Origin of the sequence: Spirillospora sp. NBC_01491 (assembly GCF_036227065.1) — a bacterium.
Lineage (GTDB): Bacteria > Actinomycetota > Actinomycetes > Streptosporangiales > Streptosporangiaceae > Spirillospora > Spirillospora xylanilytica.
This window is the reverse complement of sequence record NZ_CP109432.1, coordinates 7,222,710-7,249,302: the sequence shown is the minus strand read 5'-3', so window position 1 is coordinate 7,249,302 and position 26,593 is coordinate 7,222,710. Positions and strand designations below refer to the sequence as shown.

The window sequence follows — 26,593 nt, the reverse complement described above, 5'->3', positions numbered from 1 at the left end:
GCTCGCGCGCAGGACGCGGTCAGACGTCGCCGAGCTCGGCGGCGACGGTCGCGCCCAGCTCCCAGCAGGACTCCAGGTCGGCCTTGCCCGGCTCGCCGGTGATCGCGAGCGGGGGCCGGACCGCGCGCCATCTCAGCCCGGTGGTGATCGACTCGAGCGCGCGCACGGCGCCGGTGGCGTCGTTGTTGCCGTGCAGGTAGGCCCCGAACGGACGGCGCGCGGTCTCGTCGAGGCACGGGTAGTAGACCTGGTCGAAGAAGTGCTTGAGCGCCCCGGAGAGGTAGCCGAGGTTGACTGGGGAGCCGAGCAGGTAGCCGTCGGCCGCCAGCACGTCGACCGGCGAGGCGGTCAGGGCGGCCCGCGCCTCGACCCGCACGCCCTCGACCTCGTCGGTCCCGGCCCCCGCGCGCACGGCCTCGTACATCGCGCGCAGCGACGGCGAGGGCGTGTGATGGACGATCAGCAGCGTCTTCATCACGTTCGAGTCTAGGCCGACCGGACGAGATTTGGCCGGGTATGGCCGCCGCGACCGGCGGGTAGTGAACAGACGATCACCTCGGCCCCACCCCGCGCCCGTAGTCTGAAGATAAGGCAATGTCCAACGAAGGCCACACATAACGTCCGAATCGGGGAATGAGTTCCAACGGATCATGGTTGTGATCTCAGCGGAGGTGTCCTCGTGGAATCAGCTGAACCGGCCGGACCCGTCTGGCCGTTCGCGTGGGTCACCGCGGCCGTGGCCGGCCTGCTGGCCGTCCCGGCGGTGCCGAACACGCCCGGCTGGCTGGACCGGCTGTCGCTGCTGGTGACGGGGCGTCCGCTCGCTCCCGCGCACGCCGTGGTGCTCGCGCTCGCGCTGGCCCTGGTCGCGCGGGGGGTCCTGCTGCGCCGCCACGCCGCCTGGCTCGGGCTCAACGTGCTGGTCACGATGGGACTCCTCGCGGTGGTCACCGGCGACGACGCGCTGTGGCGGCTGCCGCTGCTGATCGCGGCGTTCGGCGTGGTCTGGCTGCGCCGGGCCGCCTTCCCCGTCCGCCCGCACCACGAGCGGGTCCGGACCGCGCTGCGCACCGGCGCCATCCTGGTGATCGGCGCGGTGCTCGGGTCGATCGTCCTCGGCGGGGTCTCGATCCGGTCGGTCGGGCACGACGTGGCCGCCGGGCTCGGCTCGTTCGGCTCGCTCGACGGCCCCGGCTGGCTGCCGACGGTGCTCGGGCTGGTCGGCGGCGCGGGCCTGCTGGTCCTGCTGGTCACACTGCTGGCGCCCGATCCGGCGCCGCCGCCCGGGGACGAGGACGAGCGGCGGCGCGTCGCCGGGCTCGTCGCGCACCCCGCGTCCGACACCCTCGCCCCGTTCGCACTGCGCCGCGACAAGAGCTACGTGTTCAGCCCGGACGGCGGGGCCGCGATCGGCTACCGGGTGCTGTTCGGCGTCGCGGTCGCGGGCGGCGACCCGGTAGGCGACCCGCGCTCCCATGACCGGGCGGTCACCGCGTTCCTGGACCTGTGCCGCCGCACCGGGTGGCGTCCCGCCGTCCTCGGCGCGAGCGCCGGGCTGCTGCCGGCCTGGGGAGGGCTGCGGTCGTTCGGCTTCGGCGACGAGGTGTACGTCGAGCCCGCCGAGTTCGACCTGTCCGGACGGCAGATGCGCAACGTGCGGCAGGCCGTCAAGCGGACCCGGAACGCGGGCGTGACCTCGGAGATCGTCCCCGAGCGGGAACTGCCGCCGGACCTGCGCGAGAAGCTCCTGGAGGTGGCCGCGCGCTCGCTCGGCGGCGCCGCCGAGCGCGGCTTCTCAATGAACCTGGATGAGCTGCTGACCGGCTACCACCCCGGCTCGCTGGTCGCGGTGGCCTATGACGCGGGCGGCGCGCCGATCGCCTTCCAGCGGTACGCGATGGCCGGCGAGGGCATCAGCCTGGACGCGATGCGGCGGGCGCCGGGCGGGCCGAACGGGGTGAACGAGCGGCTGATCGTCGAGATGATCGAGTACGCCCGCACGACCTCCGCCGGGGTGGTGTCGCTCAATTTCGCCGCGTTCCGCGAGCTGCTGGACTCGGCCGAGCGGCGTCCGCTGGAGCGGGCCGGCTACCGGGCGCTGCACCTGCTCGACCCGCTGATCGCGGTCGAGTCGCTGTACCTGTTCGACAAGAAGTTCCGGCCCGCCTACCGGCCGCGCTCGGTGGTGTTCCGGTCCTGGTTCGACATCGCGTGGCTGGCCGCGGCGCTGCTCACGCTGGAGTTCGGCCGGACCCGCGCGCCCGTCGCGGCCGAGGAGGCCGTCACCGAGCCCGCCGGCCACCTCGGGCGTCCCTGACCGCGGGCGCCGCCCGCGTCCCGCCCGCCCGTCCGCCGCGCTTCCGCCGCGCTCATCCCCTCCTTCTCAGCCGGGCCTCCGAGCCCCGGACCGTCCGGTCCGGGGCTCGCCGCGCGTGCCCGGGTGCCCGGGTGCCGGGAACCTGTTAGTCTTCCCAAGCGAGCGCTTGGTACGTAATGATGGGTAGGCGATATGACACGGCGAGGGCACGGCGTGCACCCGCCGGGGCCCGGTGAAGAAGGAGCCGTACACGTGGCTGACCGCCCGATGAAATTCTCGACGTTCCACCTCTTCCACCAGTTCGCGGGGCAGTCCCCGCGGGAGGTGTACGACTACCAGATCGAGATCGTCGAGCTCCTGGAGGAGCTCGGCTTCGATGGGGTGTGGGTCGCCGAGCACCACTTCCGGGACTACGGTGCCGTCCCCAACACCTTCAACCTGCTGTCCAACCTCGCGGCCCGCACCGAACGGCTGCGCCTCGGCACCGGCATCGTGGTCCTCCCCCTGCACAACCCGATCCACGTGGCCGAGGAGGCCGCGATGGTGGACCTGCTGTCGGGGGGACGGCTGGAGGTCGGCATCGGCCGCGGCTACCAGAGCATCGAGTTCGAGAACTTCGGGCTCGACCTGGCCGAGGCCCGCGACCGGTTCAACGAGTGCCTGGACATGCTCATCGGCCTGTGGACCCAGGACAACTTCGAGTACAAGGGCCGGTTCTACGAGACCAAGCACCCGCTCTCGCTGACGCCCCGGCCGGTGCAGCGCCCGCACCCGCCGCTGCACGTCGCCGCGGTGAGCCCGGAGACCGTCGAGCTGTACGCGGCGCGCGGGCTGCCGATCCTGGCCGACCCCGCCGCCCCGTTCAAGAAGATCGCCAAGGCCGCGGAGACCTGGCACGCCACCGCCGCCGCCAACGGCGTCGACAGCGCCGACGTGGAGCTGATCGCCAGCCGCTCGGTCTACGTCGCGCCGACGATCGAGCAGGCCCGCGAGGACCAGGCCCGGTTCGAGGCCGGCTTCGACCGGTCCCGGATCTTCAACGTGCAGAGCGCGCCGATCGACCCCGCCACCGGCCAGGCCGCCAAGGGCTTCGAGTTCTACCAGGACCGCTACCTCAAGGGCGGCTCGGTCGACAACGAGTTCCGCTGGAACCAGCTCGAGGTCATCGGCGACCCCGAGCGGGTCGTCTCCCAGATCAAGACCATCCAGGAGATGGGCTACGGCAACCTGATGTGCGACTTCGGCTCCACCCGGCCGATCCCGCTGGACGAGATGAAGAAGGTCCTGCGGTTCTTCGCGGCGGAGGTCATGCCCGCCTTCCGCTGACCCGGTCCGTCCGGGGCCACCTCACACCCCCCTGCGCAAGGAGGCGCGATGCCGTCGATCCACGGTCTCACTCTCGGGGACGTCCTCAGCGAGCACCGGCGCGGCCGGCCGCTCGGCACCGCCGTCGTGGACGGTCCCGTCCGGCTGACCTACCCCGAGCTCGGCGACCGGGTCGACCGCCTCGCGGGCGCGCTCGCCGCCGACGGCGTCGGGACCGGCGACCGGGTGCTGTGGCTCGGCCAGAACTCGTTCCGCGTGCTGGAACTGCTGCTCGCCTGCGGACGGCTCGGCGCGGTGTTCTGCCCGGCCAACTGGCGGCAGACCGCCGACGAGCTGGCCCACATCCTGGACGATCTGACCCCCCGCGTCGTCGTCTGGGAGGCGTCGGAGGCCGTGGAGAAAGCGCGCGGCCAGGTCACCCTGGACGCCCGCTGGATCGGGTCGGGCGAGGAGTACGAGGCGTACGCCGCCGCGGGCACGCCCGCCGCCGAGACCGCGGCCGACGCGGACGCGCCCGTCCTGGCGATGTACACCGCCGCGTTCGACGGCCGTCCGAACGCGGCGCTGCTGAGTCATTCCGCGCTGGTCGCGCACAGCATGGCGCTGCTGCACGTCCGGCAGATGGAGGACGGGTTCGCGTTCCTGGCGTGCGGGCCGCTGTTCCACGTGGGCACGATGATGTTCACGCTGGCGACCTTCCAGCTCGGCGGCAAGCTGGTGTTCACCCCGGCGTACGAGCCGGGCGAGGTGTGCCGGCTGATCGACGCCGAGAAGTGCACGCAGGCGTTCCTGTTCGGCCCGATGATCGACGGCCTGGTCGAGGCCAACGCCGGCGGCGCGCACGACCTGTCCTCGCTGCGGTTCGTGTCGCACTCCCCCGCCTGGGACGCGATGATCACGGTGGACGACAGCCCGTGGTGCGCGTCCGGGATGGGCGGGTACGGGCAGACCGAGGTGGGCGGCATGCTCACCTTCCTCGGTCTCGGCATGGGCGGCGCGGGCGGCGCGGGCCGGCCGTCCCCCCTCGTGCACGTGCGGCTGCTCGGCCCGGCCGGCGAGGAGGTCCCGGCGGGCGAGGTGGGCGAGATCTGCGCCCGCGGCCTCAGCCTGTTCTCCGGCTACTGGAACCGGCCCGAGCTGAACGCGGCGAAGGCCGCCGGCGGCTGGCACCACACCGGCGACCTCGGCCGCCGCGAGCCGGACGGCACCCTCACCTTCATCGGCCCCCGGCTGCGCATGATCAAGTCGGCGAACGAGAACATCTACCCCGCCGAGGTCGAGCGCGCCCTCAGGACCCACCCGGCCGTCGCCGACGCCGCCGTCATCGGCGTCCCCGACGACCGCTTCGGCCAGTCCCCCAAGGCGGTCGTGGTCCTGAAGGACGGCGCGGCGGCCACCGCCGACGAGATCATCGAGCACGTCCGCGCCGAGATCGCCTCGTACAAGAAGCCCCGCGAGGTCGCGTTCACGGACGCGATTCCGAAGAAGGGCTACACCCCCGACTACGACGCCCTGGACGCCGCCCACGGCGGCGGCGCCTACCCCGGCACCTGACGCACGACGGGCCCGTCCGGTCGGGGGCTCGGCCATCTGGCTGGGCGGGCTTGCGCCGGTGGCGGCGTGCGGTTCGGGTCAGTGGGCCTCGCAGAGGGCGGTGGTGAGGGCGGCGTTCAGGTCGTCGTCCTGGGCTTCGGTGCCGCCGGGGTTCAGGTTCGCCATGACGGTGGCGCGGCGGCCGTCGGTGGTGGCGCCGGCAACGGTGGTGAAGCCGATCATGTCGCCGTCGTGGCCCCAGTAGTGACCGCCGCACGGCAGGGGGGTCCGCTGGAGGCCGAGGCCGTACTCGTCGCCCGAGGCGCGTCCGGTCGGGACCGTCGTCATCATCGCGCGCATCTGCGGGCGCTTCAGCAGCCTGCCGCGGACCAAGGCGGCCAGGAAGCGGTTCAGGTCGTCGGCGGTGGACACCATGTTCCCGCCCCCGGCCGCCACCGAGGGGTTGAGGCGGGTGAGGTCGAGGGGCGCGCCGGGCCCGGGGCGCACGTAACCCCGGGCGTGCGGCTCGGGCAGGTCCGGGGCGTCGCCGGGCACGGAGGTGCCGCTCAGGTTCAGCGGACGCAGGACGCGCCGCTCGATCTCCTCGCCGTACGGGCGGCCGGTGGTCTTCTCGATGAGCATCGACGCCAGGAGGTAGTTGGTGTTGGAGTACGACCAGCCCTTCCCGGGCGGGAACAGCCTCGGGTGCGCCGTCGCGATGGCGAGCAGGTCCTCCCGCTCGTAGTAGTCGAGAGGGTGCTCGATGACCCGCTGCGGCGTCAGGTAGGCCAGGTAGTCGGGCAGGCCGCTGGTGTGCTGGAGGAGCTGCCGGACGGTGACGCCGGCGACGCCGCGGACGCCGGGCAGGTAGCGCTCGACCGGGGCGTCGAGCGCCACCGCGTCCTCGCCCGCGAGCTGGAGGACCACGGTGGCGACGAACGGCTTGGTGATGCTGCCGATCCGCCAGTGGCCGTCCGCCGGGACGGGCGTGCCCGCCCCGACGTCGCCGAGGCCGCTGGTGACGACGGTGCGGCGGCGCGCGCCCTCGGCCGCCGCCAGGGCGCCGGGCGCGCCGTCGGCGGCGGTGAGGCGGTCCACCAACTGCCGGAGGCTCGGGCGTTCGGCCGCCGCGCCGGGCGCCGCCGTCGCCATCACGGTGACACCCGCGAGGCCGGTCGCGACGATCGTTCTGCGGAACATGCGTTTCCCCTTTCCATGCCGGAGACCGTCACGGTAGAAGGGGCCGGGCCGGACGGGCGTCGGCCTCGGGTAGCGCTCATCCCCTCCCTCCTGCGGGTCAGGGGCGGGCGGTCAGAGGACGGCGAGGGGGTTGACCGGACTGGCGGTGCCGCCTTCGATCTTGAGGGGGGCGGCGATGAACAGGAAGTCGGTGCGGCCGGTCTCGGCGAGCTCCTCCAGCCAGAGCATCTCGATCAGGTGGATCCCGTGCCGCCACAGGAAGATCATGTGCAGGTCGTCGGCGAGGTCCTCGTCGGCGAGCTGGTGCTCGTTCAGGCCGCCGATCGCGGCGTTGTCGCCGGCCACCACCGACACGTCGCGCCCGGCCAGCCAGCGGCCGGCGTCCGCGTCCAGGCCCGGCTGGCCGGCCCAGTAGGCGTCCGGGCCGTCCTGCCAGGTCAGCGGCCAGCCGGTGCGGACGATCGCGACGTCGCCGGGGCGGACGTCCAGGTCCGCCGCCTCCAGGTCGGCGACCCCGACGCGGTCGGTGGCCGACAGGTGCTCCACGCCGCGCAGGCGCGGCACGTCGAACAGCACGCCGCGGGCGACGACGGGGCCCGCCTTGTCGATGCCGCAGCGGCCCGCCCCGTAGGAGCGGACACGGGCGGCGGGATGGCCGTTGTACAGCTCGTCGCCCGACCACATGTGGCAGAGCGCGTCCATGTGGGTCGTGGTGCCGTGCGGCGTGACGATCAGGGCGTCGTCGGCCATCTTCAGGCCCGCGCCGATCGCCCGCGTCCCGGCCGCGTAGTCGCCGCCGTCCACCGACATGAAGTGCTGCGGCAGCGGCCGGCCCTTCAGGTGCGGGACGGTCGTCGGCGCGGGCGAGGAGGTGGCGCCGCGGATCGGCAGCGCCAGGCTCAGCGGCCGGCCCTCGCGGACGCAGCCCGCCGCCGCCACCACCGTCTCGGGGGTGAGCAGGTTGAGGGCGCCGCGCTCGTCGGCGGCACCCCAGCGTCCCCAGTTCCCGTTCTCATCGAGCATCATTCGGTACGTACCTCCTCTGAAAGGACCGCGCATGAGCACAGTGCAGGGCCATTGCGATCCGGCCTTCTCCGCCGTCCGGGACGTCTTCGAGCAGAACTTCGCCGACGGCCTCGAGCTGGGCGCGGCGGTGTCCGTCTACGCCGGTGACCGCAAGGTCGTCGACCTGTGGGGCGGCGTGGCCGACCGCCGGTCCGGGCGGGAGTGGCTCGCGGACACGCCGTGCTTCGGGTTCTCCTGCACCAAGGCCGTGACCGCGACCGCCGCGCTGCTGCTCGCCGAACGCGGCGCCTTCGAGGTGGACGGGCCGGTGACCGCCTGGTGGCCGGAGTACGGCGCCGAGGGCAAGGACGGCACGACCGCCGCGCACCTGCTGTCGCACCAGGCCGGGCTGCCCGCGTTCGCCCGGCCGGTGCCCGCCCAGGACGCGGCCGACGCCCCGGCGCGGGCGGCGGAACTGGCCGCGCAGGCGCCCGAGTGGACGCCCGGCGAGGCGCACGGCTACCACGCGCTCACCTTCGGGTGGCTGGCCGGCGAGATCGTCCGGCGGCACGCGGGCCGGACGGTCGGCGCGTTCGTCCGCGAGGAGTTCGCGAAGGGCCTGGACCTGTGGGTCGGTGCCCCGGACGACGTCATCGACCGGGCCGCGAAGCTCTCGGCGGGCCGCCGCGTCCCGTCCGGCGGCGCCGACTCCCCCAAGGCCGTGCCGGACGACAACGTCCTGGAACGGCTCGCGGGCGCCTATGTCGACCGGGACAGCCCGTTCAACCGGTCGATCAACAACCCGCACCCGGGCAAGGGCGGCTACAACAACCCGGTGGTGCTGCGCGCCGGATGGCCCGCGGCGGGGATGCTCGCGACGGCGGCGTCCTTCGGCGCGTTCTACCGGGACCTGGTCGCGGGACGGATCCTGCGGCCGGACACGCTGCGCGGCGCGATCGAGCCGCGGGTCGCGGGGCCCGACCGGACGATGCTGGTCGACAGCTCGTTCGGGCTCGGCTACATGCGCCCCTCGACGACGTTCTTCACGCCCCCGGCGGGCCGCGGCACCGCGTTCGGGCACACCGGCGCGGGCGGCTCGATCGGCCTCGGCGACACCGAGGCCGGGGTGGCGCTGGCCTACCTGCCCAACATGATGGGCGACCAGCTCTCCGGCGACCTGCGCGCCTACCGCCTCACCGAGGCCGTCTACGCCTCCCTCGGCTGAGCCGCCGCCGTCCCGGGGGCCCGCCCCCGGGACCTCGCGCCGGGCCGTCACTGCATCGTGATCCCACCGCTGACCGAGACCGTCTGGCCGGTGACGTAGCCGGCCCGGTCGGTGCAGAGGAAGGCCACGAGGCCGGCGATGTCGTCGGGGCGGCCGATGCGGCGCAGCGGGATCTGCTTGGCGAGCTTGTCGAGCAGCCCGGGGTGCGCGTCCGCGACCGTCCGCACCATGGGGGTGTCGGTCGGCCCGGGGCAGACGACGTTGCTGGTGACGCCGCCCCGCGCGGCCTCCCGGGCGAGGGTCTTGGCCAGCCCGAACAGGCCGGACTTGGTGGCGGCGTAGGCGCCCTCGCCGCCGGAGCCCGCGCGGGCCCCGTCGGACGAGACGAAGACCAGCCGGCCCCAGCCGCGCCCGGTCATGCCGGGCAGCAGCGCCCGGGTGAGCTGCATCGGGGCGCGCAGGTTGACCTGCCACATCAGGTCCCAGTTCGCCGGGTCGCTCTCGGTGAACGGCTCGACGATGCTGATCCCGGCGTTGTGCACGAGCACGTCCACCGGGCCGACCGCGGCGCAGAACCGGTCGATGTCGGCGTGGTCGGCGAGGTCCACGCGGTGCGCGGTGCCGCCGGTCTCCTTCGCCGCGTCCCGCGCGGCGGGCAGGTCGCGGTCGGCGATCACCACGCGGGCGCCGAGCCCGGCGAGGTCGGCGCAGATCGCCCGGCCGATGCCGCCGGCGCCTCCGGTGACCACCGCGGTGCGGCCCGAGAGGTCCATTCCGTCCATGCGTGACGCCCCTTCCTCAGCTTTCCCCGCCGCGCCAGGCGGTGGCCAGCTTCCCGCTGGTGGTGCGCGCGGCGAGCAGGCTGATGGTGTTGGCCATGACGGCGTCACCGTACTCGGCGGGCGTCCCGGCGACGGCGTCGGTCAGGACGACGGCGCGGTAGCCGAGGTTGACGGCCTCCAGGCACAGCCCGGGGATGCCGAGGTTGAGGGACAGGCCGGCGGCGACGACGGTCCGCACGCCGAGCGACCGCAGGGTCTGGTCCAGGGACGTCCCGGTGAACGGGGAGAACCCGTGGTAGCGGCGGGACTCCAGGTCGCCGGGGCCGCGCAGCTCGGGCAGCACCTCGACGGCGCCGGTGCCCTCCAGCATGTGCCCGGGGTCCTTGAGCAGCCCCTTGATGAACGGGCAGTTGCCGGTATGGCTGCCCGCGCGGTCGGCGCGGAACGCGGCGGTGCACTGCACCACCGGCACCCCCGCGGCTCGGGCGGCGGCCAGGGCGCGGGCGGTGTTGGCCACCACGCCGCGGTCGTCGCAGGTCTGCACCAGCTCGGGGAACTTGGCCAGGTCGCCGGCCACGCCGCGCTGCATCTCCATCACCAGCAGCGCGGTGTGCCCGGGGGCGGCCAGTTCGGCAAGATCGATCGCCACGGGAATCAATCTAGCACTTGCTTGGGAAGGTTCGCCGGGCCGTACCGGGGGCGATACCGTGGCCGGTCAGGAGGTGGGCCCATGGAGGTGGCGGACCTGCATCCGTGGCCGGCGACGCCGGCCGAGGCGGAGGCGATCCAGGACCGGCTGCGGCCGATGCTCGATCTGCGCGGCCCCGGGCCGCGGGCGCCGGGCACGATCGCCGGGCTGGACGTCTCGTACGCGGGCGACGGCGGCGGCACCGGCGTCCGGCTCGCGGCGGCCGTGGTCGTCCTCGACGCCGGGTCGCTGGAGGTGCTGGAGGAGTCGGTCGTCCCGGGCACCGCCGCGTTCCCGTACGTGCCGGGGCTGTTCGCGTTCCGCGAGCTGCCCGCGCTGGTCGAGGCGCTGCGGCGGCTGACCATCACGCCCGACCTGCTGGTCTGCGACGGCTACGGCCTCGCGCACCCGCGCCGGTTCGGGCTGGCGTGCCATCTCGGCGTGCTCACCGGGCTGCCGACGATCGGGGTGGCCAAGACCGGCTTCATCGGCTCCTACGACCCACCGGGCCGGCGCCGCGGCGACGCGAGCCCGCTGCACGAGGGCGGCGAGGTCGTCGGGCGGGTGCTGTGCACCCGCACCGGGGTCAAGCCGGTGTTCGTGTCCGTCGGGCACCGCGTCGACCTCGACACCGCCTGCGCCCACGCGCTCACGCTCACCCCCCGGTACCGGCTCCCCGAGACGACCCGCCAGGCCGACCGCCTGTCCCGAGCCGCCCTGGCCCGCTGACGCCGGGCGGCCCGGCGGTCGTCACGCGAACAGGACGAGGGAGCGGGCAGCGGCGCCCGCGCGGACCCGTCCGACCGCGTCGTCGAGGCCGTCGAGCGTCACCCGCTCCCCCGCCATGCGCTCCAGGTCGAGCCGGCCCGCCCGGTACAGGTCGACCAGGCGGGGCAGGTCGCGGTCGGGCATGGCGTCGCCGCCCTGGGTGCCCATCAGACGGCGGTGCCCCGACAGCAGGTCCGGCGGGATGCCGATCATCCGGTCCAGCGGCGGGATGCCGACCATGACGGCGGTGCCGCCGGGGCAGGTCGCGGCGAGCGCCCGGGCCGGCACGGCGGTGCTGCCGGTGGCGTCGAAGGCGTAGTCGACGCCACCGGGGACCAGGTCGGCCACCCGCCGCGTCAGATCGTCCGCCACGATGGTGTGGGTGGCGCCCAGCTCCTTGGCCAGGGTCAGCTTGGCCTCCAGCAGGTCGGCGGCGATGATCTCGGTGGCGCCGGCCACGGCCGCGCCCTGGATCACGCTGAGCCCGACTCCGCCGCAGCCGACGACCAGCACGCTGGAGCCGGGCTCGACGCGGGCGGTGTTGAACACCGCGCCGACGCCGGTCACCACCCCGCACGCGGTGAGGGCGAGCAGGTCGAGCGGCAGGTCGCGGGCGACCGGGACGCACATCCGCTCGCGCACGACCGCGTACTCGGCGAACGCGCCGATGCCGATGTAGGGCCGCACCTCCGCGCCGCCGCCGGGGCCCGGACCGCCGGCGCCGTCCGCGAGGCGCAGGCGGGTGCCGCCGTCCGCGGTCAGCCCGTCGATCGCGGCCAGCCTGGACGGGTCGGTGCAGAGCTGGGGCCGTCCCCTGCCGCAGTTGCGGCAGAGGCCGCACGGGCCGTTCATCGCGATGATCACATGGTCGCCGGGCGCGACCGCGGTGACGCCGGGCCCGACCGCGTCGACCACGCCCGCCGCCTCGTGCCCGAGGATGCACGGCAGGCTCCGGACGGTCGCGCTGCCGCCCGCCATCGCCCGCACGTCGGAGCCGCAGATGCCGGACGCGGCCACCCGCACCCGCACCTCGGCGTACGCGGGCTCGGCGACGTGGACGTCGGTGACCTCCAGTGGGGCTCCGTACTCGCGCAGCACCGCCGCTCTCATCCGCATCGGATCGGTCCTCCGTTCCCGGCCGTCACGGCCGTCACCATTCGACGTGCAGGCTCTGCAAGGCCCGGACGAGCAGGCTCTTGCCGTAGGAGAACTCCTGCCCGGCGGCCAGGCGCAGATCGGGGAGCCGGACGGTGAGCCGTTCCAGCGCGATCCCGAGTTGCAGGCGGCCGAGCGCGGCGCCCACGCAGTGGTGGATGCCGTGCCCGAAGGCCATGTGGTCGCGCGCGTTGGGCCGCCTGACGTCGAACCGCTCGGGGTCCTCGAACACCGCAGGGTCGTGCGCGGCCGACGCGGCGTGCAGCAGAACGTGGGCTCCCGCCGGGAGGGTGACGCCGTGCAGCTCGACGTCGCGGGCCATGGTCCGGAAGGACCCCTGCCCGGCGCCGTCGATGCGCAGCGACTCCTCCACCGCGTTCGGGATCAGGCCGGGATCGGCGCGGACGTCCTCCCAGCGGTCCCGCTCCCGCAGCAGCCGGTACACGACCGCGGTGATCCCGTTCGGGACGGTGTCGTTGCCGCCGAGCAGCAGCGCGCTGATCGTCTCGACCACCTCGCGGTGCGACAGGCCCTCGGGTCCGGCGTCGATCAGCCCCGCCATCAGGCTGGCGAAGTCGTCGCGGGGCCGCCGCCTGCGGTCGCTGACCAGCGCGTCGACGTAGCCGAGGTACTCCAGGAACCGTCCGGCGAGCACGCGCTGGCGCTCGACCGGCTGCGGGGACAGGAAGAGCTGGAACCAGGTGTGCACCCCGGCGCGCACCTCCTCCTCGTCCTGGCGGGGGACCCCGATGAAGTGCGCCATCAGCCGCGCGGACGGGCGGTGCGCGATCGTGTCGGTCAGGTCGGCCCGGCCCCGCGGCGCCGCCTCGTCCAGCACCGCGTCCATCTCGGCGGCGAAGGTCTCGCCCAGGCGGGCGACGGCGCGGGGGGTGAACGCCCTGGAGATCGCCTGCCGCATCCGGGTGTGCTTGGGCGGGTCGACGTTGGCCGAGAAGTTGTCCAGGAACGACTCGTGCTCACCGAGCGTCTCGCGGACCTCGGGGGCGAGCATCCGGTTCATCGTGAGCGCGCCGACGCTGGAGAACGACCGGGGATCGCGGTAGGCGTCCCGCACGTCCTCGTACCGCGTGATCACCCAGGCCCGCAGGTGCGGGCTCCAGAAGACCGGCTGCTCCTCGCGCAGCCGGCGCAGGAACGGGTACGGGTCGGTGATGTACCAGTCGGCGGTGATGTCGAAGTCCATGATGGGACCGGAGACGGTCACGGGTGTCCCTTCGGCTGGGATGCGGCTGCCGGCCGCGGGCGAGGCGGGAGCGGCCCCGCCGTCGGTCTAGAGCTTGCGGAAGCGGGCCGCGGGGTGCCGTTCGGGCAGCCGGGCGCCCGCGCCGGACAGCTTCTCGCGCAGCGTCCCCGGCGCGTACCGGTCGCGCATGAGGCCACGCGCCCGCAGCACCGGGGTCAGGTGCTCGGCGAAGTCCTCGAAGGTGCCCGGGGTGATCACCACGGTGACGTTGAAGCCGCCGACGCCGGCCGCCGCCCACCGCTCCAGTTGGTCGGCGATCTGGTCCGGGGTGCCGACCACCCGGGTGCTGACCAGCAGCTTGGCCATGTCGCCCCAGGTGCGGGCGCCGGGCGGGGCGCCCTCGATCATGGCGCGGAAGACGCCCTCCATGTTGACGTCGTTCTTGATCACCTCGGTGAGCGGGGTGGCCGGGTCGATGACGCTGAAGTCCTTGCCGACGTTGCCGCTGACGTGCGCGAGGAACGCGTCGTCGCTCAGGTACTCCTCGAACTCGGCGTTGAGCCGGTGCGCCTCCTCCTCGGTGCTCCCGACGACCAGCGACAGCCCCTGGACGAACGTGACGTCGCCCGCCGCGCGGCCCGCGGCGACGGCGCGCTCGCGCACCTTCGACACCGCGACCTCGGCCGAGCTCGGGTCGGGGACGATGATGAAGGTGCCCTCGGCGTGCCGTCCGGCGAAGGTCCGCCCGGCCTCCGACGAGCCGGCCTGGAACAGCACCGGGGTGCGCTGCGGGGAGGGCTCGGCGAGGTGCGGCCCGGCGACCTTGTAGCGCTCGCCGCGGTGGTCGATGGAGTGCACCCGGGCCGGATCGGTGTAGATGCCGCGCTCGGCGTCGCGCAGCACCGCGCCGTCCTCCCAGCTCCCCTCCCAGAGCTTGTAGACGACCTCCATGTACTCCTCGGCCCACGCGTAGCGGTCCTGGAGCGCGATCGCGGTGTCGCTGTTGAAGTTGCGGGCGGCGGACGGCTGGAACGAGGTCACGATGTTCCAGGCGACCCGGCCGCCGGTCAGGTGGTCCAGCGTGGACACCCGGCGGGCGAACTCGAACGGGTGGGCCTGCTGCACCGAGCTGGTGAAGGCGAACCCGAGGTCCTCGGTGGCGTGCGCCAGGGCGGGGATCAGCACCGACGGGTCGCCGTTGGGGATCTGCACCGCCTCGCGGACGGTGGTCTCCCGGCCGCCCTGGTAGCCCTCGTAGACGCCGACGGTGTCGGCGAAGAACAGGGTGTCGAAGCCGGCGCGCTCCACCAGCCTGGCGAGGTCGACCCAACCGCCGAGGTCGGTGTAGTCGACATGTCTCCCCTCGGGATGCCGCCACAGACCGTGGTTGATGAACGACACACAGTTCATGGTGAAGGCGTGGAACTGTAGTGGACGCGGCATCGCGGGCGCTCCCATCGAGTCACGGACGCTGGCGAGCACACACGCTAGGCCGCGCCGGACGACTCGATTTAAAAATGACAGGAAGCTGCAAACCGTTTCAGTATCAGGTGGCACAGAATGCCATTGAGAGAAGAATGTATCGACCTGCGGCGCACGGCTTTCACAGCGGCCCCCCGCTGACCTCGAACACATCCGGACCCAGGGTGCATAGGTCGGGTTCGGCGAGGGTCAGGCCGGTGATGTCATCGAGGTCTGTCCTGTTCAAAGCCTGTTTCAGGGGCGCGTGAAACGACTTTTCCGGAGCCTCGAACTCGAGCGATCACCGATGGTCACAATGGAATCACGCGACGCCACCTTTCAGTGAAATGGTTAATGCGAGGTAAAATGTGCGAGCAGCGGATAACGCTGTGTAGAACTTGTTCTATTGTGTGCCTCTGATACCGCCTGTCAGGGATGTCGGGAGTTGCAGTGAAGCATGTCACGTTCGACCGCCCCTCTCCGCTGTGCCGGCCAGATCGGCAGCTGAACAGGATGGCCCTGGCGGCGGCCGGGGTCCCGGCCCCGCCCGCCGCGCCGGCCCCCGGGTCGCCGACGCGGGCCGAGCACCACCAGGGGACCGGCTGGCCTGCCGAGATCGAACGCCTCTTCGCTCAGGTCCAGTCCAAGGCCTTCTTCATGGCGGCCGGTACGCCAGTCTCCGACGAGCACCGGCGGCGCGGGACCGCTCTGCTCCGGCGGCTGGCCGGGCAGGGCCGCCGCGTGCGCGTCCTCTACAGCACCGAGGCCGTGGAGGACCGCGCTCCAAGCGTCCTCGGCGAGGCGGTCGCGGCCGGCGCGGAGATCCGCGTCTCCGACGCCAAACTGTGCAACGTGCTGCTCCTGGACGGGACGATCGCCGTGCTGTGGAGCGCCGACGTGCACGGCCGCTACTCCGCGCTGGTCGTCCGGGATCCGGTGCAGATCTCCATGCTGTGCCGGCTGTGCACCGCCGCGTGGGAGGGCGCGCGCGACCTGGCCCTGCACACCTGCTTCCACGACGGCCGGATGGGCGAGGTCGCGCAGGCCGTGCTGGTGAAGCTGAGCGCCGGGATGACCGACGAGATCGCGGCCCGCCAGCTCGAGGTGTCGGTGCGCACCTACCGGCGGTACGTGGCCGAGATCATGCAGCGGCTCGGCGCCGAGTCGCGCTTCCAGGCGGGCGTCCGGGCCGCCTCCCTGGGCCTCGTGCCCGCCGGCTGACCGCCCGGCCGAGCGGGCCGGGAGGGCGCGCGGGCCGACGGGACCGTGCGGCGGCGGCGGGGACGCAGGCGGCATCGGGTCACTCGCCGACCCGGCGCGTCCCGCGGATTCCGGCGACCACCGCCACCGCGCCGAGCAGCGCGAGCAGCGTGGCCACCAGGAACGCCGACCGCACGCCGTGGGTGAACACCGCGTCGGGGCCGCCGTGCTCGCCCCGTCCGGCCAGGCCGAACGCGGTGACCAGGACGGACATCCCGATCGCGCCGCCGAGCTGCTGCGTCACCGTCACCAGCCCGGACGCGGCGCCGGTGTCGGCCGGGGCCACGCCCTCCAGCGCGAGCATCGTCAGCACCACGAAGGCGATGCCCATCCCGAGCCCGCCCAGCACCAGCGGGGCGACGATGCCGGTGAGGTAGCCGGTCTCCGAGGAGACCCTCGACAGCCACAGCATCCCGGCCGCGAGGGCCAGCGCGGCGCCGACCGTGGGCCACCGGCGGCCGAACCGCTCGACCAGCTTGGGCGCGACCCGGGTGGCGACCAGCATCGCGACGGCGATCGGGACGAACGCCAGCCCGGCGCGCAGCGCGCTGTAGCCGAGGATCTTCTGGAGGAACTGGGTGAGGAAGAAGAACATCCCCATCATGCTCCCGTTGATGCACATCCGGGCCAGGTAGGCGGTGGAGCGGCCCCGGTCGGCGAACAGCCGCAGCGGCGTGATCGGCTGCGCGGCCCGGGCCTCCGTCAGCGCGAACGCGGCGAGCAGCAGCACGGCGGCGGCGAGCGCGACCATGCCGCGGGGGTCGCTCCACCCGTCGGCGGCCACCTGGATCAGCGCGTACGCCAGGGCGGCGATGCCGAGGGTGGAGGTCAGCGCGCCGGCGCCGTCGAAGCGCCCGGTGTGGCGCGCGGTCTCCTTGATGTAGCGGGGCGCGGCCAGCAGGACGGCGATGCCGAGCGGGATGTTGATGAAGAAGACCCAGCGCCACGACAGCCACGAGGTGAACAGCCCGCCGACGATCATCCCGACCGCCCAGCCGATGCTGGAGACGGCGGCGTAGACGGCCAGCGCGCGGGTCCGCCGCTCCCCCTCGAACGTCCCGGCGACCAGGGCGAGCGCGGCCGGCGAGGCGAACGCGGCGGCGACGCCCTGCACCGTCCGCGCCACCAGCAGCAGCCACGGTTCGCCGGCGATCCCGCAGACCAGCGAGGCCACGGTGAAGACCGCGACGCCGCCGAGGAACACGGTGCGGCGGCCGAGGATGTCGCCGGCCCGGCCGCCGAGCAGCATCAGCCCGCCGAAGGCCAGCACGTAGGTGTTCATCACCCACGACAGCGAGGTGGCGCTGAAGTGCAGGCCGCTCTGGATCTGCGGCAGCGCGATGGTGACGACGGTGTTGTCGAGCACCATCATCAGCTGGCACGCCACGATCACGGTGAGCGTCACGCCCGAGTCGTACCGGCGGGGGGACGCGACCGTCCTCGGCTCCGCGGAGATGGAGTCTGTCATGATGGATTTCTCCCGGTCGGAACGGAGAGAGCGGGTGCGGCGAAGCTAAACGGGGACGGTCCCCGGTTAGCCGCCACGATACGGGGACGGTCCCCGGTTATGCAACGGCAGTGGAGGGCGAGGCCATGACCCGGCCGATGCGGGCGGACGCGCGGCGCAACTACGAGCGCCTCATCTCCACCGCGCGGGCCGCGTTCCTGGAGCACGGCACCGACGCCTCGCTCGACGACATCGCCAAGCGCGCGGGCGTCGGCTCGGGCACGCTCTACCGCCACTTCCCGACCCGCGACGACCTGCTGCACGCCGTGCTGGAGGACTGGATCGAGGGACTGCTCGGCCAGGCCCGCGACCTCGTCGAGAGCGACTCCCCCGCCGACGCGCTGGCCACCTGGCTGCGCACCTACCTGGCCGGGGTCTCCACCCAGAAGGGCACCTCGACCGTGCTCATCGGCGTCATGTCCTCACCGTGGGGCGCCACCAGCCTCGGCGGCTCCTCGGCGGCGATCTGCGAGGCCACCGAGCGGCTGCTCACCCGGGCCCAGGCCACCGGCCGCGTCCGCCCCGACGTCGACGCGCGCGACGTGGTCCGGATCGCCAACGCGGTCGGGATCGCCGCCGAGCGCACGGCCGCGCCCGCCGAGAACGCCTCCCGGATGCTGTCGGTCTTCCTCGACGGCCTGCGCCACGCCCCCGGCCCGGACGACCCCCCGCTCTGACCCGCCCCCGGGATCGGTGCTGTCAGCTTCCTGTCACGTCGGCGCCGGAGCCGCGACGCGTGCTTAACGTGATCGTCGGCACCGCCACGACGCGACCTGGGAGGCCCGATCACCCATGGGCAGGCGACCCCCCGTCCCGCTCGCCGCGGGCGTCGGCGTGGGCCTCGGCCTGGCGCTCGCCGCGACCGGCTGCGGCGTGGACGCCTTCGCCGGGCCGCGGTCCGGCGGTCCCGGCACGCTGACCTTCGCGGTCAACGCCGAGCCGTCGACCTGCCTGGACCCGCACCAGGCCTCCACCGACACCGCCGCGCTGTTCACCCGCCCGGTGCTGGACTCGCTGGTGTCGATGGACGCGCGCGGCGCGATCCACCCGTGGCTGGCCCGGTCCTGGCGGGTCTCGGCCGACCAGCGGACCTACACCTTCGAGCTGCGCGGCGATGTGCGCTTCTCCGACGGGACCAGGTTCGACGCCGCCGCCGTGCGCGCCAACCTCGACCACGTGGCCGCGCCCGCGACCAAGTCGCAGCTCGCGATCGGGTTCCTCGGGCCGTACGCCGGGTCGACCGCGGTCGACGCCGACACCGTCCAGGTGCGGCTGCGCGAGCCGTACGCGCCGCTGCTGTCGGCCCTGTCGACCGCCTACCTCGGCATCGAGTCGCCCGCCTCGATCGCGCGGGGCCAGGACGGGCTGTGCACCAGGGTCGTCGGCACCGGCCCGTTCACCATGCGGCCCTACGTCGTCCAGCAGGGTGTGGACTACCGCCGCAACCCCGGCTACCGGTGGGCGCCGCCGACCGCCGCGCACCAGGGCCCGGCCCGGCTGTCCCGGCTGCGGATCCGGGTGATCCCCGAGGACTCGGTGCGCCTCGGCGGCCTCCAGAGCGGCCAGTTCGACGCCATCGCGAGCGTGCCGCCGGTGACGGTGCGGCGCGTCCGGGCCGACCCCCGGCTGGCGGTGCTGGCGCGGCAGTCGCCCGGCGGCAACTACGCCTACTACCCCAACACCTCCCGCGGCCCGTTCTCGGACGTGCGGGTGCGGCGGGCGTTCCGCGCCGGCATCGACTTCCCGACGATCGTGGAGCGGCTGTACTTCGGGGTCTTCCAGCCCGCCGCGAGCCCGCTGTCGCCCAGCACGGCGGGCTTCGACGGGTCGGTCCGGCCGCGGTACGACCCGGCCGAGGCGGCCCGGCTGCTGGACGAGGCGGGCTACACCGGACGCGACGCGCAGGGCTACCGAACCAAGGACGGGCGGACGCTCGCGCTGCGCTGGAACTTCATCAAGGCCGTCGCGCGGGAGCAGCGCGACGTCCTCGGCGCCCAGGTGCAGGCGGCGGCCCGCCGCGCCGGGTTCCGCCTGGACATCGACAACACCCCCGTGGGCGAGGCGATCCAGCATTTCAACAAGGGCGAGTACGACATGGGCGACACGAGCTGGCAGCGCGCCGACGCCGATATCCTGCGATCGCTGTTCAGCACCGCCACCATCGCGTCCCCCGGCGCGTACGGGATGAACTACCCGCGCTACTCCGCCCCCGAGACCGACCGGTGGCTCGAGGGCGCCCTGGCCGAGCCGGACCCGGCCGAGCGCGCCGCGCTCTACGCCCAGGTGCAGCGGAAGGTGACCGACGACGCCGCGGTGTTCCCCGTCTACGTGTTCAACTACGTGCTCGGGGTGCAGCGCAGCGTGCAGGGCGTCCAGTGGGAGCCGCAGGGGTTCCCGCTCTTCTACGACGCGTGGATCCGGTCATGAGGGCGCGGGCCGCGGGGGCGCGGCTCGGGCTCGCGGTGGTGGTGCTGTGGGGTGCGGTGACGGTCGGGTTCGCCGCGCTCCAGCTCATGGACGGCGGCACCCTCGACCTCATCCTCGGCACCTCGTCCCAGGCGACCCCCGAGGTGCGGCGGCAGATCATCGCCGACTACGGGCTGGACCGCTCCGTCCCCGAGCAGTACGCCACCTACCTGTGGCACGTGCTGCACGGCGACCTCGGGCGCTCCTACCAGCTCCGCGTCCCGGTGAGCGAGGCGATCGGCGACCAGCTCCCGGCCACGCTGGCGCTGACCTCCTGCGCGCTGGCCCTCGCGGTGGTGGTCGCGGTCGTGGTCGCCCTGCTCACCGCGCACCGCGCCCCCTGGCTGCGCGGCGGGTTCGCGGCGACCGAGACCGTCGCCCTGTCGGTGCCGCAGTTCTGGTTCGGCACCCTGCTGCTGATCGTCTTCTCGTTCACGCTGCGGCTGTTCCCGGCGGCGGGCGGGCTGGCGCTGCCCGCGGTCGCGCTCGCGGTGACCCCGGCCGGGATGCTCGCGCAGGTGCTGCGCAAGGGACTGGAGGACGCGCTGGACGAGCCGTTCGTGGTGACCGCGCGGGCGCGCGGGCTCGGCGACGGCGCGGTGCGGCTCCGGCACGCGCTCCGGCACGCGCTGCTGCCGGCGGTGACGCTCACCGGCTGGCTGATCGGCACCACGCTCGGCGGCGCCGTCGTGGTGGAGCAGGTCTTCTCCCGGCCCGGGATCGGGCGGCTGACGCTCACCGCCGTGACCAACAAGGACATGCCGGTGGTGATGGGCGTCGTGCTCGTCGCGGCCCTGGTGTACGTGACGTGCTCGCTGGCCGTGGACGTCCTGTACCGCCTGATCGATCCCCGGCTCCGGACGGAGGCCGCCGCATGACCGCCCTTCCTCCCCCGTCCCGGCGCCCGCGGGTGCGGGCGGGCCTGTGGCTCGGCGCGGCCGTGCTGGCCGCGCTGGTCCTGGTCGCGCTCGTGCCCAGTCTGCTCGCCCCGCACTCGCCGACCGAGGCCGATCCGCTGCGCACGCTGCTGCCGCCGGGCGCGCACCACCCGCTCGGCACCGACCAGAACGGCCGCGACGTGCTCAGCCGGATGGTGCACGGGGCCCGGCCGTCGCTGCTCAGCGGCCTCGGCGCGTCCGGGCTCGCGCTGCTCGGCGGCACCGCGCTCGGGCTGCTGGCGGCGCGCGGCGGACGGGTCGCCGACCAGGTCGTCACCCGGGGGCTGGACGTGTTCATGGCGATCCCCGGCCTGCTGCTGGCGCTGCTGGTGATCGCCGTCGCCGGGCCCGGCACGCTCAACGTGGTCCTCGCCGTCGCGGTGCTGACCATGCCGGTGTACGCCCGCATCGTCCGCGCGCAGATCCTCCAGATCAGCCGCTCGGGATACGTGGAGGGCGCGGTGACGCTGGGGGTGCGCCCGGCGGCCATCGTGTGGCGGCACGTGCTGCCGAACGCGCTGGGCCCGGTGCTGGTGCTGGCCACGCTGGGGGTCGGGTCGGCGATCGGGGCCGGTTCGACGCTGAGCTTCCTCGGCCTCGGGCCGCGCCCGCCCGCGCCGGAGTGGGGCGCGATGCTCGCCGACAGCCGCGGCTACTACGCGGTCGCGTGGTGGACGGCGGTCTTCCCCGGCGTCGCCATCACCGGCAGCGTGCTGGCGATCACCGTCGTGGGCCGGCATCTCCAGCGCCGGGTGGAAGGGAGGCGGGTGCCATGACCGGGCCCCTGGTGGAGGCGCGCGGCCTGCGGATCGGCTTCGGCGCCGAGCGGGCCGTGCGGGAGGTGTCGTTCCGGATCGAGCCGGGCGAGTGCGTGGCGTTCGTCGGCGAGTCGGGGTCGGGCAAGAGCGTGACCGCGCGGAGCCTGGTCGGGCTGGCCGGGCCCGGGGCCGACGTGCGGGCCGAGCGGCTGGTCGTCGGCGGGACGGACGTGCGGCGGCTGCCCGAGCGGCGGTGGCGGTCGATCCGCGGCGGCGTGGTCGGGCTGGTGCTCCAGGACGCGCTGGTCTCCCTGGACCCGCTGCGGCCCGTCGGCGCCGAGATCGCCGAGACGCTGCGGCGGCACCGCGCCGCGCCGCGCGGGCGGGTGCGCGAGCGCACGATCGAGCTGCTGGCGACCGTCGGCGTCCCCGAACCCGGGCTGCGCGCGCGGCAGCGCCCGCACCAGCTCTCGGGCGGGCTGCGGCAGCGCGCGCTGATCGCCTCGGCGATCGCCGCGGACCCGGCGCTGCTCATCGCCGACGAGCCCACCACCGCGCTGGACGTGACCGTCCAGGCGCAGATCCTGGACCTGCTCGCCGAGCGCAAGCGGGCGGGCACCGCGCTGCTGCTGATCAGCCACGACCTCGCGGTGGTGGCGCGGCTCGCCGACCGGGTGCACGTCATGAAGGACGGCGCGTTCGTCGAGGAGGGACCGGTCCGGGAGGTGCTGCGCGCGCCGCGGCACCCGTACACGCGGACGCTGCTGGCGGCGATCCCGTCCGAGCGCACCCGCGGCTCCCGCCTCACCGTGACCGCCGAGCCCGGCCCCGCCGCCGCGTCCGCCCCCGGTCCTGCGCCGGGCCGGGAGGCCGCGCGGAAGGTGGTGGTCGAGGCGGACGGGCTGGTCAAGGCGTTCGGCGACCGCCGGGCGGTGGACGAGGTGTCCTTCCGGCTGCACGCGGGCGAGACGCTCGGGATCGTCGGGGAGTCGGGATCGGGCAAGACCACCGTGGCGCGGCTCGTCCTCGGCCTGGTGCCGCCGGACGGCGGCGAGGTCCGGCTGGACGGGGCGCCGTGGAGCGCGCTCTCCGAAAGCGGTCGGCGGCCCCGGCGGCGGGAGATCCAGCTCGTGCACCAGGATCCGCTCAGCTCGTTCGACCCCCGGCTGACGGTGCGGCGGCTGCTCGACGAGGCGCTGCGCGACGGCGGGCCGTCGCGGGCGACGCTGCTCGATCAGGTGGGGCTCTCCCCGGCGCTGCTGGACCGGCGGCCCAGGGAGCTGTCCGGCGGGCAGCGGCAGCGGCTGGCGATCGCCCGCGCGCTCGCGCCGTCCCCGCGGGTGCTGGTCTGCGACGAGCCGGTCTCGGCGCTGGACGTGTCGGTGCAGGCGCAGGTGCTGGACCTGCTCGCCGACCTCCAGGCCCGTCTCGGGGTGGCGTACCTGTTCGTCTCGCACCACCTGGGAGTGGTCCACCACCTGAGCGACCGGGTGCTGGTGATGCGCGGCGGACGGGTGGTGGAGGCGGGCCCGGTGGGACGCGTCCTGACCAGGCCGGCCACCGCCTACACCCGCGAGCTGGTCGCGGCTATCCCCCGGCTGGACGGGGCGGACGCCGGCGAGCCGGTGGCGTGACCGTGGAACCGCTGCGGATCGTGGTGGTCGGCGCCGGGCCCGGCGGCACCGTGATGGCCGGGCGGCTGGCCGCCAACGCGCCGGACCTGGTCGGCGACCGTCCGCTGGAGCTGCACCTGGTCGACCCGTACCCGCCGGGCGGCGGCCGGGTGTGGCGGCGGGAGCAGTCCCGGCTGCTGTGGATGAACTCCCAGGCCCGCGAGATCACCATGTTCACCGACGACACCGTCCGGATGGAGGGGCCGGTGCGGCCCGGGCCGTCCATCGTGGAGTGGGGTGCGACCCGGGGCCGGCCGATGGACCCGGCGCACTTCCCGTCCCGGCGGGAGCAGAACGCCTACCTGGGGTGGTGCTTCGAGCAGGTCGCCGAGACCGCCCCGGCGAACGTCCGGGTGCGGGTGCACCGGGCGACCGCCGTCGACCTCACCGAGTCCGGCGACCGGCAGTTCGTCCGGCTGGCCGGCAGGGGCGCGGGGGCGGGGGCGGTTCTGGCGGCGGACGCGGTGCTGCTCGTCCAGGGGTCGCTGCACACCGAGCCCGACCCCGCGCAGCGCGGGCTCGCCGCGTACGCGGGCGAGCACGGGCTGATGTACGTGCCGCCGCACTACGCGGCCGACGCGGACCTGGACGCGGTGCCGGCGGGCGAGCCGGTCGTCATGCGCGGCATGGGCCTGACGTTCGTCGACGACATGGCGCTGCTGGCCGAGGGGCGCGGCGGCCGGTTCGAGCCCGGTCCGGGCGGCGCGCTCACCTACCGGCCGTCCGGCCGCGAGCCGGTCATGTACCCGGGGTCGCGGCGCGGCGTCCCGTACCTGTCCAAGATCACCTATGCGCGGGACGGCGTGCCGCGCCCCGCGCCCCGCTACCTGACGCCCGGGACGGCCGAGGCCCTGTACGCGCGGTCCGGACCGCTCGACCTCGAACGGGACCTGTGGCCCCTGGCCGCCAAGGAGCTGGGGCACTTCTACTACCACCGGCTGTTCACCGCGCACCCCGAGCGGACGTCGCGGAGCTGGGCCTCGTTCCTGGCCGCCTACGACGGACTCGTCTGGGACGGCCCGGAACGGGCGGCGCTGGTGGCCGCCTCGGTCCCCGGCGAGGGCGACCGGCTGGACGTCCGGGCGCTGCTCGACCCCGCGTCCGGCCTGCGGTTCGGCGCGTCCGGGGGCGCGCCCGAGGAGCTGCGGCGGTGGCTGCGCGGCTATATCGCGGGCAACGCGGCCAGGCACTCCGACCCGTCCCACAGCGCCGACCTCGCCCTGCTCGACGGGCTGCTGACGGTGTTCGGGGTGATCCTCGGCCTGATCGACCGCGGCCTGCTGTCGGCGCGCTCGCACGCTGAGGAGCTGTTCGAGTGGTTCCAGAGCGTGTTCAGCTACTGCACCAGCGGCCCGCCGCCGCGGCGGCTGCGGGAGCTGGAGGCGCTGTCGCGCGCCGGGATCGTCCGGTTCATGGGGCCTGGGCTGAGGGTGGAGGCGCGCGACGGCGTGTTCGCCGCGTCCGGCACCCATGTGCCCGAGCCCGTGCGCGCGCGGGTGCTGATCGATTCCCGGCAGCCGTCGGCGAGCCTCGCGCGCGTCCGCGACCCGCTGCTGCGCGGGCTGTACGAGCGGGGCGAGGCCACCGCCGAGACCCTCGTCGGCGCGGACGGGACGCCTTACCCGCTGGGCCGGCTCGCGGTGCGCGGCCACCGGCTGGTGGACGCGCGCGGGCGGGCCCATCCGCGCCGGTACGCGCTGGGCGCGCGGGTGGGCCAGGGCCTGCTGATGGCGGGGTTCAACCGGCCGCGCGCGAACGGCTCGTCCTTCCGCACCGCCGATGCGCTGGCCCGGACGATCCTCACCGGCCTGCGCCGATGACCTTCTCGAAGCACGCCGAGTAGCTCAGCCGGTCGTAGGGCGGGAAGACGGGGATCGGGGTGTAGCCGGCCCGCTCGTAGAGCCGCACGGCCTCCGGCTGCCGGTCGCCCGTCTGGAGGACGATCCGCGCCGCGCCGAGGTCGCGGGCCGCCTCGTCCGCCGCCGCCAGCAGGGCCGACGACACGCCGTGGCCGCGGTGCCCGGGGACCACGTACATCCGCTTGAGCTCCAGGTCGGGGCCGGTCCAACGCAGCGCGAGGTGCCCGACGGGGAGGCCGCCCGGGGTGAACGCGACGCCGGTGTAGGCGACGTCGCCGTCCGCCGGGTCGGGGTCCAGCGGACGGCCCGGGACGGACGGGAGCCGGTCGGCGTAGCGTTCCCTCAGCTCGGTGATCAGCCGAGCCCGGAGCCGGGCGGCGGCCGGATGGTCCCAGGCCACGGCCCGCACGACCGCGCCCATCAGGCCGCCGCCCGGCCGGCCGGGCGCGCGAGCCCGAGGCGCCCGCGCAGGGTCGCCGCCCCGTAGGCGGTCCGGAACGCCCCGCGGCGGCGCAGCTCGGGCAGGACGTGGCCGGTGATCGCCGTCAGGTCGTCCGGGAGGACGCCGGGACGCAGCCGGAACCCGTCCAGCCCGGCGTCCCGCCAGTCGAGCATCAGGTCGGCGAGTTCTCCGGGCGTGCCGGTGAAGACCGCCGCGTCGGACGGGCACGGCGCGCCGAGCAGAGCGTCCAGGCGGGCCTTGCGGGCGGCGTCGAGGAACACGACCAGGTCGCCGTAGACGCGCAGGGGGGCGCCGGTCCGGCCCTCGGCGGCCTCGGCCGCGCGGACCTGCCCGACGATGCTGCGCGCCTGCTCCCGGTCGTGCGGGGTGACCATGACGAGGTCGGCGCCGCGCGCGGCGAACCGGTACGGGAGCGGCGCGTGCGCGAGCGCGATGACCGGCGGCTGACCCTGCGGTGACACCGGCGGGCGCTCGCGCCAGAGGCGGCGGACCTCGCGGGCGGCGCCGGCGGCCTGTTCCAGCAGCGGGCCGAGGCCCGCGGTGCCGTCCAGCTCGCCGGGCCGCAGCGCCCGCGCGGGCTCGGCGCCGAAGCCGGGCGCCTCGGCGCGCCGTCCGGCCTGGACGCGCCATCCGGTGCGGCCCCGGCCGAGCCGGTCGAGGGTGCCGAGCGCGGAGGCGATCCGGGCCGGCTCGGTGTACAGGGTGGTCACGGTCGGGACGATCCCGATCCGGGACGTCGCCGCCAGCAGGCGCGCGGCCACCAGCGCCATGTCGGGACGGCCCCGCACCGGGCCGTTCCCGTCCGTGCCGGGTTGCAGGACGAGGGCGTCCTCAAGGGTCAGGAAGTCGGCCAGGCCGCGTTCGGCCTCGGCGGCGAGCGCGGTCCAGTGGGAGGGGGCGAACGGTCCGGGCGGGGCGGCGGCCGGGTCGCGCCAGGCGGCGGGGTGCCATCCGCAGCCGTCCAGCGCCAGGGCGACATGCAGGTGATCGCTCACCCGACCAGCC

Annotated in this window: 23 protein-coding genes; 12 read left to right on the top strand and 11 right to left on the bottom strand. The window is 74.5% G+C overall.

Translation table 11 applies throughout. The features are described 5' to 3' along the window. Window positions 1-19: 19 nt before the first annotated feature. Window positions 20-475, bottom strand: coding sequence for a flavodoxin family protein (locus OHA34_RS33695; RefSeq protein ID WP_285937277.1), 456 nt, complete (start codon window positions 473-475; stop codon window positions 20-22). Window positions 476-679: 204 nt separating this feature from the next. Between OHA34_RS33695 and OHA34_RS33690 the strand changes: the two genes are divergently transcribed. The 3 genes from OHA34_RS33690 to OHA34_RS33680 all read left to right on the top strand — a co-directional run bounded on the left by OHA34_RS33690 (window position 680) and on the right by OHA34_RS33680 (window position 5,197). Further along, a complete protein-coding gene (locus OHA34_RS33690; RefSeq protein ID WP_285937278.1) occupies window positions 680-2,317 on the top strand; it encodes a bifunctional lysylphosphatidylglycerol flippase/synthetase MprF in 1,638 nt (545 codons plus the stop codon). A gap of 267 nt (window positions 2,318-2,584) precedes the next feature. Beyond that, the gene (locus OHA34_RS33685; protein ID WP_285938582.1) at window positions 2,585-3,643 is read left to right on the top strand and encodes an LLM class flavin-dependent oxidoreductase; all 1,059 of its coding nucleotides are present in this window, start codon (window positions 2,585-2,587) and stop codon (window positions 3,641-3,643) included. 48 nt (window positions 3,644-3,691) lie between these two features. Continuing rightward, window positions 3,692-5,197 (top strand): AMP-binding protein, encoded by a 1,506-nt coding sequence (locus tag OHA34_RS33680; RefSeq protein ID WP_329519942.1) that lies wholly within the window; start codon window positions 3,692-3,694, stop codon window positions 5,195-5,197. Window positions 5,198-5,275: 78 nt separating this feature from the next. Here the strand turns inward: OHA34_RS33680 and OHA34_RS33675 are convergent, their stop codons facing one another. Beyond that, on the bottom strand, window positions 5,276-6,376 hold the full coding sequence (locus OHA34_RS33675) for a serine hydrolase domain-containing protein (RefSeq protein ID WP_329519941.1): 1,101 nt from the start codon (window positions 6,374-6,376) through the stop codon (window positions 5,276-5,278). 111 nt (window positions 6,377-6,487) lie between these two features. Further along, complete coding sequence (locus OHA34_RS33670) at window positions 6,488-7,399, bottom strand: cyclase family protein (RefSeq protein ID WP_329522473.1); 912 nt, start codon at window positions 7,397-7,399, stop codon at window positions 6,488-6,490. Window positions 7,400-7,433: 34 nt separating this feature from the next. On the opposite strand from OHA34_RS33670, the gene OHA34_RS33665 reads away from it, so the two are divergent. Continuing rightward, window positions 7,434-8,606 carry a serine hydrolase domain-containing protein gene (locus OHA34_RS33665; protein WP_329519940.1) on the top strand — a complete coding sequence of 391 codons (1,173 nt, stop codon included), beginning with the start codon at window positions 7,434-7,436 and terminating at the stop codon, window positions 8,604-8,606. 47 nt (window positions 8,607-8,653) lie between these two features. Here the strand turns inward: OHA34_RS33665 and OHA34_RS33660 are convergent, their stop codons facing one another. Next, entirely contained in the window at window positions 8,654-9,388 is a 735-nt protein-coding gene (locus tag OHA34_RS33660; RefSeq protein WP_329519939.1) for an SDR family NAD(P)-dependent oxidoreductase, read from the bottom strand. Window positions 9,389-9,404: 16 nt separating this feature from the next. Then, window positions 9,405-10,037, bottom strand: a complete 633-nt coding sequence (locus tag OHA34_RS33655) for an isochorismatase family protein (RefSeq protein ID WP_285937284.1) — start codon at window positions 10,035-10,037, stop codon at window positions 9,405-9,407. A gap of 81 nt (window positions 10,038-10,118) precedes the next feature. On the opposite strand from OHA34_RS33655, the gene OHA34_RS33650 reads away from it, so the two are divergent. Then, on the top strand, window positions 10,119-10,805 hold the full coding sequence (locus OHA34_RS33650; RefSeq protein ID WP_285937285.1) for an endonuclease V: 687 nt from the start codon (window positions 10,119-10,121) through the stop codon (window positions 10,803-10,805). A 21-nt stretch (window positions 10,806-10,826) separates the two neighbouring features. On the opposite strand, the gene OHA34_RS33645 is transcribed toward OHA34_RS33650, so the two are convergent. The 3 genes from OHA34_RS33645 to OHA34_RS33635 form a co-directional block, all read right to left on the bottom strand. Further along, window positions 10,827-11,960: an alcohol dehydrogenase catalytic domain-containing protein gene (locus OHA34_RS33645; RefSeq protein WP_329519938.1), complete on the bottom strand. Its 1,134-nt coding sequence runs from the start codon at window positions 11,958-11,960 to the stop codon at window positions 10,827-10,829. A gap of 34 nt (window positions 11,961-11,994) precedes the next feature. Continuing rightward, window positions 11,995-13,203 (bottom strand): cytochrome P450, encoded by a 1,209-nt coding sequence (locus OHA34_RS33640; RefSeq protein ID WP_329519937.1) that lies wholly within the window; start codon window positions 13,201-13,203, stop codon window positions 11,995-11,997. Between the two features lie 87 nt (window positions 13,204-13,290). Further along, complete coding sequence (locus OHA34_RS33635; protein ID WP_329519936.1) at window positions 13,291-14,646, bottom strand: NtaA/DmoA family FMN-dependent monooxygenase; 1,356 nt, start codon at window positions 14,644-14,646, stop codon at window positions 13,291-13,293. A gap of 468 nt (window positions 14,647-15,114) precedes the next feature. Here OHA34_RS33635 and OHA34_RS33630 point away from each other — a divergent pair, with 468 nt between their 5' ends. Beyond that, window positions 15,115-15,885, top strand: a complete 771-nt coding sequence (locus tag OHA34_RS33630; RefSeq protein ID WP_285937288.1) for a helix-turn-helix transcriptional regulator — start codon at window positions 15,115-15,117, stop codon at window positions 15,883-15,885. A gap of 79 nt (window positions 15,886-15,964) precedes the next feature. On the opposite strand, the gene OHA34_RS33625 is transcribed toward OHA34_RS33630, so the two are convergent. Beyond that, window positions 15,965-17,392 (bottom strand): MFS transporter, encoded by a 1,428-nt coding sequence (locus OHA34_RS33625; RefSeq protein ID WP_285937289.1) that lies wholly within the window; start codon window positions 17,390-17,392, stop codon window positions 15,965-15,967. 125 nt (window positions 17,393-17,517) lie between these two features. Here OHA34_RS33625 and OHA34_RS33620 point away from each other — a divergent pair, with 125 nt between their 5' ends. The 6 genes from OHA34_RS33620 to OHA34_RS33595 all read left to right on the top strand — a co-directional run bounded on the left by OHA34_RS33620 (window position 17,518) and on the right by OHA34_RS33595 (window position 25,086). Continuing rightward, window positions 17,518-18,108 (top strand): TetR/AcrR family transcriptional regulator, encoded by a 591-nt coding sequence (locus OHA34_RS33620; RefSeq protein WP_285937290.1) that lies wholly within the window; start codon window positions 17,518-17,520, stop codon window positions 18,106-18,108. Window positions 18,109-18,223: 115 nt separating this feature from the next. Continuing rightward, window positions 18,224-19,858, top strand: coding sequence for an ABC transporter substrate-binding protein (locus OHA34_RS33615; RefSeq protein ID WP_329519935.1), 1,635 nt, complete (start codon window positions 18,224-18,226; stop codon window positions 19,856-19,858). Further along, on the top strand, window positions 19,855-20,775 hold the full coding sequence (locus OHA34_RS33610; protein WP_285937292.1) for an ABC transporter permease: 921 nt from the start codon (window positions 19,855-19,857) through the stop codon (window positions 20,773-20,775). Before OHA34_RS33615 ends, OHA34_RS33610 begins: the two co-directional genes overlap by 4 nt. Beyond that, window positions 20,772-21,611: an ABC transporter permease gene (locus OHA34_RS33605; RefSeq protein ID WP_285937293.1), complete on the top strand. Its 840-nt coding sequence runs from the start codon at window positions 20,772-20,774 to the stop codon at window positions 21,609-21,611. The genes OHA34_RS33610 and OHA34_RS33605 overlap by 4 nt, the downstream gene beginning before the upstream one ends. Next, the gene (locus OHA34_RS33600) at window positions 21,608-23,227 is read left to right on the top strand and encodes an ABC transporter ATP-binding protein (RefSeq protein WP_329519934.1); all 1,620 of its coding nucleotides are present in this window, start codon (window positions 21,608-21,610) and stop codon (window positions 23,225-23,227) included. The genes OHA34_RS33605 and OHA34_RS33600 overlap by 4 nt, the downstream gene beginning before the upstream one ends. Beyond that, the gene (locus OHA34_RS33595; protein ID WP_329519933.1) at window positions 23,224-25,086 is read left to right on the top strand and encodes an FAD/NAD(P)-binding protein; all 1,863 of its coding nucleotides are present in this window, start codon (window positions 23,224-23,226) and stop codon (window positions 25,084-25,086) included. Before OHA34_RS33600 ends, OHA34_RS33595 begins: the two co-directional genes overlap by 4 nt. Here the strand turns inward: OHA34_RS33595 and OHA34_RS33590 are convergent. After that, the gene (locus OHA34_RS33590; protein WP_329519932.1) at window positions 25,067-25,546 is read right to left on the bottom strand and encodes a GNAT family N-acetyltransferase; all 480 of its coding nucleotides are present in this window, start codon (window positions 25,544-25,546) and stop codon (window positions 25,067-25,069) included. The genes OHA34_RS33595 and OHA34_RS33590 overlap by 20 nt on opposite strands. Next, complete coding sequence (locus OHA34_RS33585) at window positions 25,546-26,583, bottom strand: LLM class flavin-dependent oxidoreductase (protein ID WP_329519931.1); 1,038 nt, start codon at window positions 26,581-26,583, stop codon at window positions 25,546-25,548. The genes OHA34_RS33590 and OHA34_RS33585 overlap by 1 nt, the downstream gene beginning before the upstream one ends. Window positions 26,584-26,593 lie beyond the last annotated feature (10 nt).